The following is a 13,822-nucleotide window of genomic DNA, read 5'->3' as shown; positions in this document are numbered from 1 at the left end:
TGATGCAGACGGTCAAGAACCGTCGTGCTCCGTCACGCGGCGTCGCATCGTGTCACCGGGCGACACAGTCGGCTGCACCCCTCGCCGAGATCACCACGCGGTACCTACTGTGGGTGTCCCTGACCCAACGAATGCAGGAGAGGGATCCGCGTCATGGCATCCACAACCTCGGGCGACCACGTGCTCGACAACCCGGCGTGGCATGCACTGACCGGCCCGCACGCGACCTTCGCGCTCGGCGGCGACCTGGTGCGCCGGTATCCGTCCGACGTCGCCCCCTTCGTCGCGGTGCGCACCTGGGAGGACCCGACCGTGTGGCAGGCCCTCGCCGAGCTGGTCGGCCCCGGGCAGGAGATCGGCATCTCGGGCGCCGATCCCGCACTCCCCGTGGGGTGGGAGGAGCTCGGCCGTGGCGAGGGAGTGCAGCTGGTGCAGACCGACGCGCTGCGGCCAGTCCCGGACGACGATGCGATCGAGCTGGGTGCTGACGACGTTCCCGAGATGCTCGCCCTCGTCGAGCGCAACCAGCCGGGCCCCTTCCGTCCTCGCACGGTCGAACTGGGTCGCTACATCGGGATCCGGCGCGGGGGCCGCCTCATCGCGATGGCCGGGGAACGACTGCATCCGCAGGGGTGGACGGAGATCAGCGCGGTCTCGACGGATGCGGAGCACCGCGGTCAGGGCATCGCATCGCGTCTCGTCCTCGATGTCGCCTTCCACATCCAGCGGCGCGGAGACAAGGCGCTGCTGCACGCGGCGGCGACGAACGTCGGAGCCATCCGCGTCTATGAGCGCCTCGGGTTCGTCCTGCGCCGGCACACCACTTTTCTCGCTGTCCGCACGCCCGCCGCCGCGGACGACCGCGTGCTTGCGGAGACGCGATGACCCGCCCCGCCGTCCTCGGCTTCGCGACCAGGCAGCTGCACGCGGGCGCCGACTCCGCTGATCCGCATCGGCCGCGTGCCACGCCGATCCACCTCAGTGCAGGTTTCGTGTTCGACGATTTCGACGAGGCGCACGCACGGTTCGCGGGGTCCGCGGACGGGTTCTCCTACACCCGGGTGTCGAATCCCACGAATGCCGCTGCAGAACGTCGCATCGCCGATCTGGAGTCCGGTGCCGGAGCCCTCCTGGTGGGCAGCGGGCAAGCGGCCGTGGCGGTCACGCTCCTGTCCCTCGTCTCCGCGGGCGATCACATCCTCGCCTCACCGAGCATCTATGAGGGCACCCGAGAGCTTCTGCGCGACGACCTCTCCCGCCTGGGCGTGCACACCTCGTTCGTCTCGGAGCTGAACGACCTCGCCGCCTGGGAGGCCGGGATCCGGCCGGAGACCCGCGCACTGTTCGCCGAATCGATCGCGAACCCGAAGAACGAACTGCTCGACATCGCCGGCGTCGCCGCGATCGCCCGCGGGCATGGGATCCCCCTCATCGTCGACAACACACTGGCGACGCCCTACCTGCTGCGTCCGATCGAGCACGGCGCGGACGTCGTGGTGCACTCGGCGAGCAAGTTCCTCGCTGGTCACGGCACCGTGCTCGGCGGTGTCATCGTCGACGGCGGACGCTTTCCCTGGGATGCCCAGGCCACCCGGTACCCACAGCTCGCCGTCGACCGCGGGGCGGACGGGCTGACCCGGGTCGAGCGCTCGGGAGCCGGCGCGTTCCTGGAGCAGGCCAGGCACGTCGCGATGCGCTACGGTCCCACGCCCTCTCCGTTCAACGCCTTCCTGATCCTGCAGGGCATCGAAACGCTGTCCCTGCGCGTGCAGCGGCAGTCGGCGACGGTCCTGCGCCTCGCCCAGTGGCTGGAGAGCCACCCGGCGGTCGCATCGGTGGACTACTGCGGCCTGTCATCGAGCCCGCAGCGACGGCTCGCCGAGCACTACCTCCCGCGGGGCCACGGCGCCGTCCTCTCCGTCACCGTGCACGGCGGGCGCGATGCCGCGCGCGCGTTCACGGATGCGCTGGGCCTGTTCACCCGGATGACTCATCTCGGCGACACCCGTTCGCTCGTGCTGCACCCGGCATCGACGACGCACGTGCTGCGCGACGAGACCGAGCTCGCCGCGGCCGGCATCGGGCAGGGGCTGCTGCGCCTGTCGATCGGGCTGGAGGATCCGGAAGACCTCATCGCCGACCTCGATCAGGCGCTCACCGTGGCGTCCGAGGCGGAGATCCTCACGAGAGCAGGAGTGAGATGACCCGTCCCCAGCACTTCGGCTGGTTCTTGTCACGCGGCTTCGGCCCGCACGGCTGGGCCCGCCCGTACCAGGAATGGAACTACGCCTGGCAGCGTCCCGACATCTATCAGCAGTCCGCTCGGGACCTGGAGCAGGCCGGGTTCGATCTCGTCCTCATCGAGGACGCGCTGTCGGTCGGGATCACCCCCGCGACGCTGGATCTGCGGGTGCGCAAGGCGTACGGCGGCCCCAAGCACGACCCCTGGACACTTGCCCCGTACCTGTTCGCGGCGACCAGCCACCTCGGTGTGATCCCGACGGCGAATCCCGCGGCGTACCCGCCCTACCTCGCGGCACGGCAGTTCGCATCGCTCGCACATCTGAGCGGCAACCGCCTGGGTCTCAACGTGGTCACGGACGTCGGCAGCGCCCATCACTTCGGCACCGACCGGCTGCCGCACGATCAGGCCTACGACAGGGCGCAGGAGTGGCTGGACGCGTTGCGGCTGCTCTGGCACAGCTGGGACGACGACGCGCTCATCGCCGACCCGATCTCGCAGGTGTACGCCGACGGATCCAAGATCCGAGCTGTGCAGCACCGCGGGCAGTACTTCTCGTTCGATGGGCCGCTCAACGCCGAACCGCTGCCGACCGGGGATCCCATCGTCGCCTCTCCCGGCGGGTCGCCGCGCGGGATCGATTTCGCCGGACGCAACTCCGAGATCCAGCTCGCGCTGTCGAATCTCGACGTCGAGAGCATCCGGGCCTACCGCACCAGGGTGCACGAGGCCGCGGCCGCGCACGGTCGCCCCCCTGAGGACATCTCGATCCTGTTCGTGTTCAAGCCCATCGTCGCGGCGAGCGTCGAGGAGTCCGACCGGATCGTGCAGGCGTCGCTGTCGCCCGATGAGGCGACGCTGCGCGAGGTCGCCGAGGCCTGGTCCAGTGATCTGGAGACGGATCTGACGGCGTTCGATCTAGACAGTCCCCTGGATCCCGCCGCCGCATTCGGCGATCACGTGTCGAAGGGCACGATCCGGGGACTCCTCGGCCACCACGACTCCTTCGACGGGGTGCCGCTGCGGGAGATCCTGGCCGGCAAGGCGCGGCTGGGCCGCATCACCGACGGTCGCGGCGGGACGGTCGGCACCGCGGAGGAGATCGCCGATGTCATCCAAGCGCTCGGCGACGACGCCGGCAATGACGGCCTCATCTTCTCCGGCGACCTGCACCCGGTCACGATCCACCGCACGCTCGATGAACTCGTGCCGGTGCTTCGTCGCCGCGGCATCCTGCGCGACGGCTACGCCGACGGCGGTCTGCGCGCCAACCTGACGTCATTCTGACCAAGACTTCACTCTCGGAGGCAAACCCATGACCCGGATCGCAGTGCTGGTGGGAAACCCCCAGCCCGCTTCGCGCACCCGTCTCGTCGCCGAGGAGGTGGCGGCCCTGCTCGGTGCGCGCAGCGGCGCGGGCATCGACGCCACGATCGACCTCGCGGACGTCGCGGACGCGCTCTTCCGCTTCCCCGAGCCAAGGCTCGACGACCTGCTGAACCGGGTGGCGACCGCGGACGTGGCGGTGATCGCGAGCCCGACGTACAAGGCCGCCTATACAGGCCTGCTGAAGGCGTTCCTGGACCGCTACGGATCCGACGGGCTGCGCGGTCTCACCGCGGTGCCGGTGCTCACGATCGGAGCCCCGACGCATGCGCTCGCGGTGGAGACGACCCTTCGACCGCTCCTCGTGGAACTCGGCGCGAGCGTGCCGACCCGCGGGCTGGCGTTCCCGGCCGCTGCCGTCGAGGATCGTGCGAGCGTCGTCGGCGAGTGGGTCGATTCCGAGTGGCCGCGGATCCACCACGCGTTCCGCGTCAGGACGGAGACAGAGCGATGAACGTCCGCTTCCGCCCGGCCGAGTCGCTGGCCTCTGTCGCCGTCGCCGCGTCCGAGACCATCGTGGGCCGCGGATCCGGAGTGACGCCTCGCGCGGAGGTGCCTCGTACGGAGACGCCTCGTACGGGAACGCCTCGTACGGGAACGCCTCGTACAGAAACAAAGAGCGTGCAGCTCGAGCCGGCCTGCCTGGAGGTCGCGCACCGGGCGCAGCTGTTCGCCGCCCGGTTCTGACCCTGTCGGGTCGAGTCGGCTGGTGTCAGGCGGCTTGCGGGGTGATGGCGGTCACCGCGGGGTGATGACAGGGTCGACGCCCGCCTGTTTCAGGCAGCGTCGGCCCTGCTGTCTTCCGCATCCGTGAACATCACGCGCGGCGGTGGTGCGTCGGTGTACTCGACGCCGGACGGACTGGTCCAGACGATGACGCCGCCAGGACGCTGTCGCGCGGTCCAGCGCCAGCGCGGGTCGAGGTCGGGATGCTTGAGCGCGTGGTGGGTCTCGCAGAAGCACGCGAGGTTCACGGGATCGGTGGGCCCGAACCGGGCATAGTCGTGGTTGTGGTCGACCTGACATCGCCGGGCCGGCATCCGGCAGTTCAGGAACCGGCAGTTCCGATCTCGGGCGCGGAGGTACCGTTTCATCGCTTCCGGAGGTCGGTACGGGCTGGTCCGGACGATCATTCCCCTGCCGTCGAGTTCGAGCCGTTCCCAGCTGAACGCGGCGGCGGCGAAGCGGCGGGCGAGGTCGGGATCCATCGGCCCGCGCCCGTCGAGTTCCGCCATCCGGTCATCGTGGCCGGAAAGAGTGGTCTCTGCGACCGTGACCTGAACAGTGGCATGGACGCGGTCGAGGAGGTCGGCGTCGTCGGCGATGCGGCCGGTGAGGATCTTCAGCAGGAACCGGTCGAAGCGCACCTGGTCCAGCCGTCGCACGTCTTCGACGGCACCCTCCTGCTTGGCGGCGTCGAGGAGGGCACGGCCTTCCTGCGTGAGCAGGTCGAACGCGGCGTGGATGAGCGCCGCCGGCCCGGTCGCGTGCATCGTGGCCTGCCCGGCGCCGTCGTCGGTCACGCTCACAGCGCGATCATCGTGGGCGCGTCGATGCACCTCGGTCAGGGTGACCGGCGCGACCGCCGCGGCCACGGTCTCGGCGAAGGCCTTCGTGCGCGCCCGCGATTCGGCGGTCGCCAGCGGCACGACCTGTGCCTCGTATTCGGCCAGCGCGGCGGTGTCGTCGTGGGGGATGTCTGCGGCGGCTTCGAGGATCGCCTCCACGTGACCGAGCGAGACCTCCCCCGTCTCGAGTGCCGCGCAGGTCACGGGGAATCGTTCGTGCAGAGTATGCCCTGTGGCGAGGAGTTTCGCGGCGGCGTAGCGGGACACGTGCATTCCCGCCGAGAGCTCACTGATCATCGACCGCTCAGCCGGGTCGAACCCGTCGGATCCGGGGCGGATCTCTTCGAGCAGCAGCGCCACTCGCTCGTGGGCGAGAGCCGCCTGGCGCGCGTGCAGCCGAGCGATCTCGCGGCCCAGTTCTGCGCACTCCCCGACGATCTCCGCGCTACGGCGGAGGTAGTGATCGAGGGGCTTCTCCATGCGTCAATTATAGAACATATCTTCGACAGTGGGAAGAGTACTCCGCAGCCAAATCCATCGCGGAACGGATCCCGACGAGAATCGCATCCGGCTCAGAACAGCGCCTGCGGCAGCGCCCCCTCGTGCTCGAGCAGCCAGCGCTTCGTGTGCAGTCCCTCGCCGGGCGCACCGCCGGAGTAGCCGCCGAGGCCGTCGCTCGCGACCACGCGATGACAGGGCACGATGATCGGGATCGGGTTCGCTCCCATGATGGATCCGATCGCGCGGGCCGGGACCGACGTGCCGCTACGCTCGGCGAGCTCGCCGTAGGTCACGGTCTCGCCGTGCAGGACCGTGTCGTAGAGCGCGTGCAGCACCGCGTTCGTGACGTCGGACTGCGGTCCGAGGTCGAACGGCAGGTCGAACACGGCCCGCTCCCCCGCGAAGTAGGCGCCGAGCTGGGCGAGGGCCTCGGCGAGCAGCGGATCCCGCGCGGCGTCGGACGACATGCCCGGAACCGCCGGCGTGGAATGCCCGCGGCGCGGCCAATGCACCCGGCGGATCGCCGTGCCGTCGCTGTGCACGGAGAGCACGCCCACGGGCGTCGCGATCGAGCCGGAGAAGGTCACGCGCCGATCGTACGCCGGGGATCCGACATCGCGGACAACGCCCGCAGATCGTCACCCGCGACACCGATCCGGCGATCGATGCAGCACCCGTGTCACACTTTCGCACCGCGCTCCGACATCCCTGATGAGAGCCGCACGAACGCCGACGAGATCCGCCGGGGCGTCGGCCGGAAGAGGAACGACGATGACCAGGATCGACATGGGCCGCACCAACAAGCTCGGCTACGCCGCGGTGCTCGGGCTGGAGGCCTACTCCCGCAAGAGCGTGGAGCCGCGGCTGTACGAGCTGATCAAGCTGCGTGCCTCGATCCTGAACGGATGCGGGTTCTGCGTCGACACGCACGCGACCGAGGGCGCCAAGCGCGGCATCCCCCAGCGCACCCTGCACGCGGTCGGCGCGTGGCAGCACGCCAGGGGTTTCTTCGCCGAGAAGGAGTTGGCGGCACTCGCCCTGACCGATGCCGTCACGCAGCTCGATCCGGAGACCGTGACGGACGAGATCTGGAACGCTGCCGCGCAGCACTTCGACGAGGGCGAGCTCGGCGCCCTCGTGCTGGCGATCTGCACGATCAACGTCTGGAACCGCGTGGCCATCGCCACCGAGATGGCGCCGCCGATCGACGACAAGCACCCGATCGTCTGAGTGGTATCGGAGGCGGCGCGCTACCGTGGGCCCATGACGCTCGCCTCGCCTGCCACCCGCGCGTGGCAGGCGGAGCGCGGGCGTCTGATCGGCATCGCCTACCGGATGCTCGGCGACTACGGGCACGCCGAGGACGTGGTCTCCGAGGTCGCGATCGAGGCGCTGCAGCAGGAGCGCGCCGAGCGCCGCGACGCGGACGGGCTCGACAGGCCCGGTGCGGACGAGCCGGGTGCGGACAGCTCCTCCTCGGCGGGACGCGTGCGCTCCTGGCCCGCGTGGCTGACGACGGTATGCGTGCGCCGCTCGATCGACCGCGTGCGCGCGCTCGCGGCGATGCGGGAGGACTACGTCGGCCCGTGGTTGCCCGAGCCCGTCGCGACCACGCGGCTGCCCGAGGATGCGGTGGCCGATCGCGAGCTGCTCTCGCTCGCGCTGCTGCACATGGCCGAGCAGCTCGCGCCCGATGCGCGAGCGGCGGTCGTGCTGCACCGCGCATTCGGGATGTCGGCCGTGGAGATCGGACGCATCCTGGAGCGCTCCCCCGCCGCCGTGCGGCAGCTCATCTCGCGCGGTGAACGCCGACTGCACCTCGCGGACGATCCCGCTTCGACGCGGGCGGCGGATCCGGCGGCGCTCGGTGCTCTGCTCGCCGCGGTCGAGCACGGCGACATCTCCGGTGTGCTCGCACTGCTCGCCGATGACGCGATCCTGTGGAGCGACGGCGGCGGGCGAGTGCGCGCGGCCCTCAACCCGATCTTCGGCGCCGACCGCGTGCGGCGCTTCCTCTTCGGTGTGCTGGAGAAGGCCACGGCCGACCCGTCGCTGCCTTTCGGAGTCGCGCGGCTCGACGTCAACGGCGAGCCCGCGGTCGCACTCACGCATTCCGGTCGCACCGACGTGCTCACCCTCGAGTTCGGCGCCGACGGCCTCATCCACGGGCTCCGCCAGGTCTGCAACCCCGACAAGCTCGCACACGCGTTCTGAGGGCATCGAACGGCGAGAACCGAGGTCACGGTATCCCGAACGTGCGAGACGGCCGGCCCCGAAGGCGGTTCGGCGGGCGTACGCTGAGGATCAACAGCGGCACCTGGGCCGATCGGCCGGCCGCTGACCGGGTCGCGCATCGCGGTTCCACGGGAGGTGCCCTTCGGCAGACGTCTCGCCATCGGCTCCGCGCTGCAGCGCGAGCCCGAGCGGAAAGGCGTGCTTCTCATGACACGTTTCGGATTCGTCAGCACGTTCCCCCCGACACGATGCGGCCTCGCGACGTTCACCGCCGCGCTGGCGGGGGCCCTGTCGAAGAGCCCGGGCGACGAGTCGGTGATCGTCCGCGTCGACGACGGCGTGCCGGCGGGCCCTTCCGTCCCAGGCCTCCGCCTGCGGATCGCCACGACGTTGAGCCCGGGGGATCCGCCGAGCCGACGCGCAGCCGCACAGGCGCTGAACGGCTGCGACGTCGTGATCGTGCAGCACGAGTTCGGGATCTACGGCGGTCCGGACGGCGCGGAGATCATCGATCTGCTGGATCTGATCCGGCGGCCGGTCATCACGGTCATGCACACGATCCTCGCCGCGCCCCGCCCGCATCAGCGCCGGGTCACCACCGCGGTCGTGGACCACAGCGACACCGTCGTCGCGATGACGGAGTCGGGAGCGCGACTGCTCGTCGACGAATTCGGGGTGTCTGCGTCGCGGCTGCGCGTCATCCCGCACGGCGTCGACGAGTGGGGTCCCGTCGTTGCCTCCGATGCTCCCCATCGACCGACGGTGCTGACCTGGGGGCTGCTCGGTCCCGGCAAGGGGATCGAATGGGGCATCATGGCGATCGCCGTGATGCGCCGCACCGGGATCGCGTCCCCTCCGCTTTACCGGGTGCTCGGGCAGACGCACCCGAAGGTCCTCGCGGAGCATGGTCAGCAGTACCGCCGATCCCTGTGGGCGCTCGCGGACGAACTGGGCGTGGGAGATCTGGTCGAGATCGACGCGCGATATCGCACGCAGGACGAGCTCGCGCTCGAGGTGGTCACCGCCGACGTGGTGCTCCTGCCTTACGACTCCCGCGAGCAGACCACCTCGGGCGTGCTCGTGGAGGCCATCGCGGCGGGACGACCCGTGATCGCGACGAGGTTCCCGCACGCCGTGGAACTGTTGTCCGACGGTGCGGGCATCCTCGTCGCGCATCAGAGCCCCACGCAGATCGCAGCCGCGATCGGCACGGTTCTGCGCGCACCCGCCCCGGCTCGCAGCGCGGCGTCACGGACGGCGCACGGCGCGCTCGCCAACGGCTGGACGTCGGTCGCCGATCAGTATCGGGCGCTCGCCGCCGACCTGACGATGGCGCTGCAGGTGGCCGGATGAACGCGGCCGCCACCGCCATCGCGGTTCCGGACGCGCCGGCGACGACCGCGGGACCCCTTCCCCTGGGGCACCTCATCGCGCTGACCGGCCCGTACGGGGTCTACGAGCACGCTCTGTGCGAGACCCCTCGCCTCGAACACGGGCACTGCACGGACGACGTCGCCCGGGTACTCGCGGTGGCCGTCCGGGAACCGTCCCGACGCGCCTCGCCCAACACCGTGGAGCTGCACCACCTGATCGAGCTCTCCCTGTCCTTCTTGGAGAGCGCGGTCGCCCCCGACGGTACTGTGCGCAACCGGAGGGCGGCGGACGGCACCTGGACCGATCCGCCGAGCATCGGCGATTGGTGGGGGCGGGCCGTCCTCGGACTCGGTGCAGCCATCCGGCACTCACGGGACCCGGGGATCCGCGCACGTGCACTTCGTGTCTTCCTGCGAGCAGCGCAGCAGGGCTCCCCCGACGTGCGCGCGTCCGCTTTCGCGGCGATCGGCGCGGCCGACGCCCTCCTCGCCTTCCCGGAGCTCACCGCCGCCCGGATGCTGCTGGCCGACGGCCTGCGCCGCGTCCCCCGGCCGGAGGGCGCCGATCGGGGTTGGCCGGAACAGCGGCTGCGCTACGCGAACGGCGCCCTGTGCGAGGCGCTCATCGCGGGAGGGCAGGCATTGCAGCGGTCGGATGCGATCGACACCGGCCTGGAGATGCTGGACACGCTGCTGCGGCTGGAGACGAGACCGTCGGGGATGCTGTCGTTCGCGGGCCCCGGGGGACGGGATCGGTCGGATCGGGAGCGGGCGGGCGACCAGCAGCCGATCGAGCCCGCCACGATCGCCGACGCCTGCCTGCGCGCGGCTTCGGTCACGCGCGACGAGCGCTGGCACCACGAGTCGCTGCGGATCTGGGCCTGGTTCACCGGCGAGAACGACGCCGGCATCGCGATGTTCGACTCGCTCACAGGCGCCGGCTACGACGGGCTCACGCCGACCGGACGCAACGAGAACCGCGGGGCGGAGTCGACCCTCGCAGCGCTCAGCGCCTTCCAGTGCGCGCGCTCCGCGCGGGCCGGCCTGAGATGACGGTCCTCGCCGAAGACGCCGGCATCGAGCTCGGCGCGGAGTCCGACCGGGTTGTCGCTCGGCTCTTCCTCCCCGGGGAGAGCACCCCGGGTGGATCCTCCCGCACGCAGGCGGTGCTCGATCGGGTGCTGGCCCTGCCCGCGGATGTGCTCGCCGCTTGCGCGCACCGCGTTCGCGACCGTCTCTCGGGGCGGGATCCGTCTCTGCTGAGCGGCGTCCTTCAGAACGCCGCCATGGTGCGCCTCGCTGACGCGCCAGAGCTCGACGAGGACGCCGCACTCGTCATCGGGGCGACCTTCACCGCGGAGTACTCGCTCGAAGGCGCCGCGCTGTGCAACCCGAGCACCGTGCCGCATCCGGATCAGACCGGCCTGGCCGACGGGCAACTGCGCGTGCTGCTGTCGCTGCGCTCGATCGGCGAGGGGCACGTCTCCTCGATCCAGTTCTGCGAAGCGGTGATCGGGTCGGGACGGACATGGCGCTTCCTGCCAAGGCAGGCCCCGCCGCGCCTTGCGTCCGTCAGCGAGGGCGAGTGGCAGAAGGAGCATTTCCTGCGTGCTCTCGAGCACGACGGCGGCACCGACGAGCTCACGGACGCGATCGGCCAGATCCTCCCGGACCGGTTCGGGAGCGGTCTGATCGAGCAGACCATTCAGACGCTGCGTGCTCCCTTCCTGCGACGGGCGGGTGCTCGTGCGCATCTCGACGCGATGCGGATCGTCGCCGATTCGGCCTATCACGCGACCTTCCCGGCGGGCAGCGCGCTCACCGCACGCGTGCTGCTCCCGGCCGCCGACGAAGAGCGGCAGGGCATCGAAGACCTCCGGCTCGTCCGGACACCGCGCGTCGATGGGCCCGCGTACGCGGGGACTTTCACGGCCTACGACGGTCACGCGATCTCGTCGCGTCTGCTGACGACAGACGACTTCCGGGACTTCTCGATTCATCGCCTCGTCGGATCCGCGACCCGGACGAAGGGTATGGCCCTGTTCCCCCGGCCCGTCCACGGTACGCATCTCGCGCTCGGTCGCGGCGACGGCGAGTCGATCACCCTGACCAGGTCCGTGGACGGCCTGGTCTGGGAGGACGAGACGATCCTGCACATTCCGAGCGCCCCCTGGGAGATCGTGCAGACCGGCAACTGCGGCTCACCGATCGAGACCCCGCAGGGCTGGATCGTCCTCACGCACGGCGTCGGACCGTTCCGCCTCTACAGCATCGGCGCGCTGCTGCTGGATCTCGACGATCCGTCCCAGGTCATCGGCGTGCTCCCCACGCCGCTGATCGAACCGCCGCGGAACGGGGGCGGCTACGTGCCGAACGTCGTCTACAGCTGCGGCGGCCTCGTCCACGACGGGGTGCTGTGGATCCCGTACGGGGTAGACGATCAGCGCATCCGCGTCGCGCACGTCGAGGTCTCCGCCCTGCTCGCCGCGATGACCCCGCCCTCCACGGCGCACTCGGAGGAGACGCACGACCTCGGCTGATCCGTCGAGAGCCGCCCAGCCGCGTGACGGCTCGGCCCTCCGGCCCACGTCGCCCTGGCAGACCGGGCCCGTCCAGTACGTGCACCACTCAGTCCAGCAGGTGCCGGGTGTAGCGTCCGGGTTCGTCGAGGAAGGACCGCCAGTGCCGCACGAGCTCCAGGTCCTCCCACACCGCCGGGCGCAGGCCCCACTCCCCGACCTCGAGGATCGTCGCGCCCGGCAGCGCGGCGAGCACCGGCGAGTGCGTCGCGCAGAGCACCTGCCCTCCCTCGTCGGCGATCCGGCGCAGCACGGCGATGAGGCTCAGGGTCGAGGAGAACGAGAGCGCCGCCTCGGGCTCGTCGAGGCAGTAGAAGCCGGGATCGTCGAAGCGCGTCTCGAGCACGGCGAGGAACGACTCGCCGTGGCTCATCTCGTGGAACAACGGCTCCGGTCCGGTTGACGGGTTCTCCTCGAGGTACGTGTAGAACGAGTGCATCGTCTCGGCGCGCAGGAAGAAGCCCCACCGGTTCGCGCCGACACCGCGCTGGATGCGGAGCCACTCCGACAGCGGCGACTCAGTCGGGCGGGTGCTGTGCCGGGCCTGGCGGGATCCGCCCTCCGGCGAAAGCCCGTAGGCGACCGCGATGCCCTCGACCAGCGTCGACTTGCCGCTGCCGTTCTCGCCGACGAGGAACGTCACTCCCGGATCCAGGTCGATGCCCTCCCGCAGCACCTGGGCGACCGCGGGAATGCTCGCCGGCCACGTGCCGCTCGCGGAGGGTGCGTCATCGGCCGGGTGCACTGCCACGACCGGCTGCTGCCGGCGCCGGCGGCTGCGCGGGTCCCAGAACGGATCCATGGCGCTCCCTCCGGCGATCGGCTCGGATCCATTGTGCCCGGCCTGACCGACACGGGGCCCGAGCCTGGGCTGCCGTACCGCTCGCACGACTGACGAGGCCAGCAGCAGCACCCCGGAACCGGACCGTCAGCCGTTCCTCAGACCGGGACCGGAAGGATGGATCCGTGAGTCAGGCGACGCGGGACCCGGTCAGGACGACACGCGCCGCGCCCCGCCGCGGTGCCATCGTCGCACTGCTGATGGCAGCCATGGCGCTGACCGTCGCCGTGCTGCTCGGATCGGTCCCCGGCCCGCTCGGCACGGCGATCGCCGTGGCCCTGCCCTGGCTGGGGCTGCTCCTGACACCGCTCGTGATCGCCGCCCTGCTGATCCGGCCGCGGACGGCATGGATCGCGGCGGTGCCCGTCGTCGCCTGGACCGTGGCGCTGTGGGGGTTCCTCCCCGTGCCGTGGCAGGGCGATCCGTCCCCCGGAGCCTCAGGCCTGCTGGTCGCCACGCAGAACGTGCAGGCAGGATCGGGCACCGGGGCGGCGTCCGCGCGCGCCCTCGCCGGCCAGGGCGCCCAGATCCTGGCATTCACGGAGCTCGACGGCGATTCGGGGGCGGCGATCGCGGACGAGCTCGCCGATGCGTACCCGCACGCCTACCGGGTCGGCACCGTCGGGGTCTGGAGCCGGTACCCGATCCTCGACGAGGAAGCGCTCGACCTCGGGCTGGGTTGGAAGCGCGCGCTGCGCGTCGAGGTGGACGCACCCGGCGGCCCCGTCAGCGTCTACGTTGTGCACGCCGCCTCGCTGCGCCCGGGCGCGCAGAGCGCCAGAGATGGGATGCTCTCCGCGCTGGGCGAGCAGATCGGTGCGGATCGGAGCCATCGCGTGATCGCCCTCGGCGATTTCAATGCCGTGTCGACGGATCCGGCTCTCGCCGCGATCGCCGGGAGGCTCGGCGAGGTGCGGTTCGGCGGGATCGGCCCCTCGTTCACCTGGCCCGCCTCGTTCCCCGCGGTCCGGATCGACCACCTCTTCCAGCGCGGCTTCGCGGCCGCCTCCGGCCGGACGGCCTCGGCCGGCGCCAGCGATCACCTCGCGATCATCGCCGTGCTGGGCGGCTGATCCGGTACGGCTGATCCTGAGCGA

At 70.9% G+C, this 13,822-nt stretch carries 13 protein-coding genes; 10 read left to right on the top strand and 3 right to left on the bottom strand.

Annotation, left to right across the window (positions count from 1 at the left end; all coding sequences use genetic code 11):
* Positions 1 to 153 precede the first annotated feature (153 nt).
* Genes AC1DCT_RS13985 through AC1DCT_RS13970 form a run of 4 tightly spaced genes read left to right on the top strand, consistent with a single transcriptional unit; the run spans position 154 to position 4,082 of the window.
* A complete protein-coding gene (locus AC1DCT_RS13985; protein WP_441975602.1) occupies positions 154 to 885 on the top strand; it encodes a GNAT family N-acetyltransferase in 732 nt (243 codons plus the stop codon).
* Positions 882 to 2,204 (top strand): O-acetylhomoserine aminocarboxypropyltransferase/cysteine synthase family protein, encoded by a 1,323-nt coding sequence (locus AC1DCT_RS13980; RefSeq protein WP_477429903.1) that lies wholly within the window; start codon positions 882 to 884, stop codon positions 2,202 to 2,204. Before AC1DCT_RS13985 ends, AC1DCT_RS13980 begins: the two co-directional genes overlap by 4 nt.
* Entirely contained in the window at positions 2,201 to 3,529 is a 1,329-nt protein-coding gene (locus AC1DCT_RS13975) for an NtaA/DmoA family FMN-dependent monooxygenase (RefSeq protein ID WP_477429901.1), read from the top strand. Before AC1DCT_RS13980 ends, AC1DCT_RS13975 begins: the two co-directional genes overlap by 4 nt.
* A gap of 28 nt (positions 3,530 to 3,557) precedes the next feature.
* A complete protein-coding gene (locus AC1DCT_RS13970) occupies positions 3,558 to 4,082 on the top strand; it encodes an NADPH-dependent FMN reductase (RefSeq protein WP_477429899.1) in 525 nt (174 codons plus the stop codon).
* Positions 4,083 to 4,404: 322 nt separating this feature from the next.
* Here AC1DCT_RS13970 and AC1DCT_RS13965 read toward each other — a convergent pair whose 3' ends face one another.
* Together AC1DCT_RS13965 and AC1DCT_RS13960 are read right to left on the bottom strand one after the other, a co-directional pair.
* Complete coding sequence (locus tag AC1DCT_RS13965; protein WP_477429897.1) at positions 4,405 to 5,676, bottom strand: HNH endonuclease; 1,272 nt, start codon at positions 5,674 to 5,676, stop codon at positions 4,405 to 4,407.
* Positions 5,677 to 5,768: 92 nt separating this feature from the next.
* A complete protein-coding gene (locus tag AC1DCT_RS13960) occupies positions 5,769 to 6,284 on the bottom strand; it encodes a methylated-DNA--[protein]-cysteine S-methyltransferase (RefSeq protein WP_477429895.1) in 516 nt (171 codons plus the stop codon).
* Positions 6,285 to 6,468: 184 nt separating this feature from the next.
* Between AC1DCT_RS13960 and AC1DCT_RS13955 the strand changes: the two genes are divergently transcribed.
* The 5 genes from AC1DCT_RS13955 to AC1DCT_RS13935 all read left to right on the top strand — a co-directional run bounded on the left by AC1DCT_RS13955 (position 6,469) and on the right by AC1DCT_RS13935 (position 11,845).
* Positions 6,469 to 6,927: a carboxymuconolactone decarboxylase family protein gene (locus AC1DCT_RS13955; protein WP_477429893.1), complete on the top strand. Its 459-nt coding sequence runs from the start codon at positions 6,469 to 6,471 to the stop codon at positions 6,925 to 6,927.
* Between the two features lie 33 nt (positions 6,928 to 6,960).
* Complete coding sequence (locus AC1DCT_RS13950) at positions 6,961 to 7,911, top strand: sigma factor-like helix-turn-helix DNA-binding protein (RefSeq protein ID WP_477429891.1); 951 nt, start codon at positions 6,961 to 6,963, stop codon at positions 7,909 to 7,911.
* Positions 7,912 to 8,139: 228 nt separating this feature from the next.
* Positions 8,140 to 9,285 carry a glycosyltransferase gene (locus tag AC1DCT_RS13945; protein WP_477429889.1) on the top strand — a complete coding sequence of 382 codons (1,146 nt, stop codon included), beginning with the start codon at positions 8,140 to 8,142 and terminating at the stop codon, positions 9,283 to 9,285.
* On the top strand, positions 9,282 to 10,358 hold the full coding sequence (locus AC1DCT_RS13940; protein WP_477429887.1) for a glycosyltransferase: 1,077 nt from the start codon (positions 9,282 to 9,284) through the stop codon (positions 10,356 to 10,358). The genes AC1DCT_RS13945 and AC1DCT_RS13940 overlap by 4 nt, the downstream gene beginning before the upstream one ends.
* On the top strand, positions 10,355 to 11,845 hold the full coding sequence (locus tag AC1DCT_RS13935; protein ID WP_477429885.1) for a glycoside hydrolase family 130 protein: 1,491 nt from the start codon (positions 10,355 to 10,357) through the stop codon (positions 11,843 to 11,845). Before AC1DCT_RS13940 ends, AC1DCT_RS13935 begins: the two co-directional genes overlap by 4 nt.
* Before the next feature lie 88 nt (positions 11,846 to 11,933).
* Here the strand turns inward: AC1DCT_RS13935 and AC1DCT_RS13930 are convergent, their stop codons facing one another.
* Positions 11,934 to 12,686 carry an AAA family ATPase gene (locus AC1DCT_RS13930; RefSeq protein WP_441975590.1) on the bottom strand — a complete coding sequence of 251 codons (753 nt, stop codon included), beginning with the start codon at positions 12,684 to 12,686 and terminating at the stop codon, positions 11,934 to 11,936.
* Between the two features lie 164 nt (positions 12,687 to 12,850).
* Here AC1DCT_RS13930 and AC1DCT_RS13925 point away from each other — a divergent pair, with 164 nt between their 5' ends.
* The gene (locus AC1DCT_RS13925; protein ID WP_477429883.1) at positions 12,851 to 13,798 is read left to right on the top strand and encodes an endonuclease/exonuclease/phosphatase family protein; all 948 of its coding nucleotides are present in this window, start codon (positions 12,851 to 12,853) and stop codon (positions 13,796 to 13,798) included.
* Positions 13,799 to 13,822 lie beyond the last annotated feature (24 nt).

This window comes from Microbacterium sp. 10L49 (genome assembly GCF_056395125.1).
The sequence above is the reverse complement of the archived record's forward strand: the minus strand, read 5'-3'. Positions and strand labels throughout refer to the sequence as shown.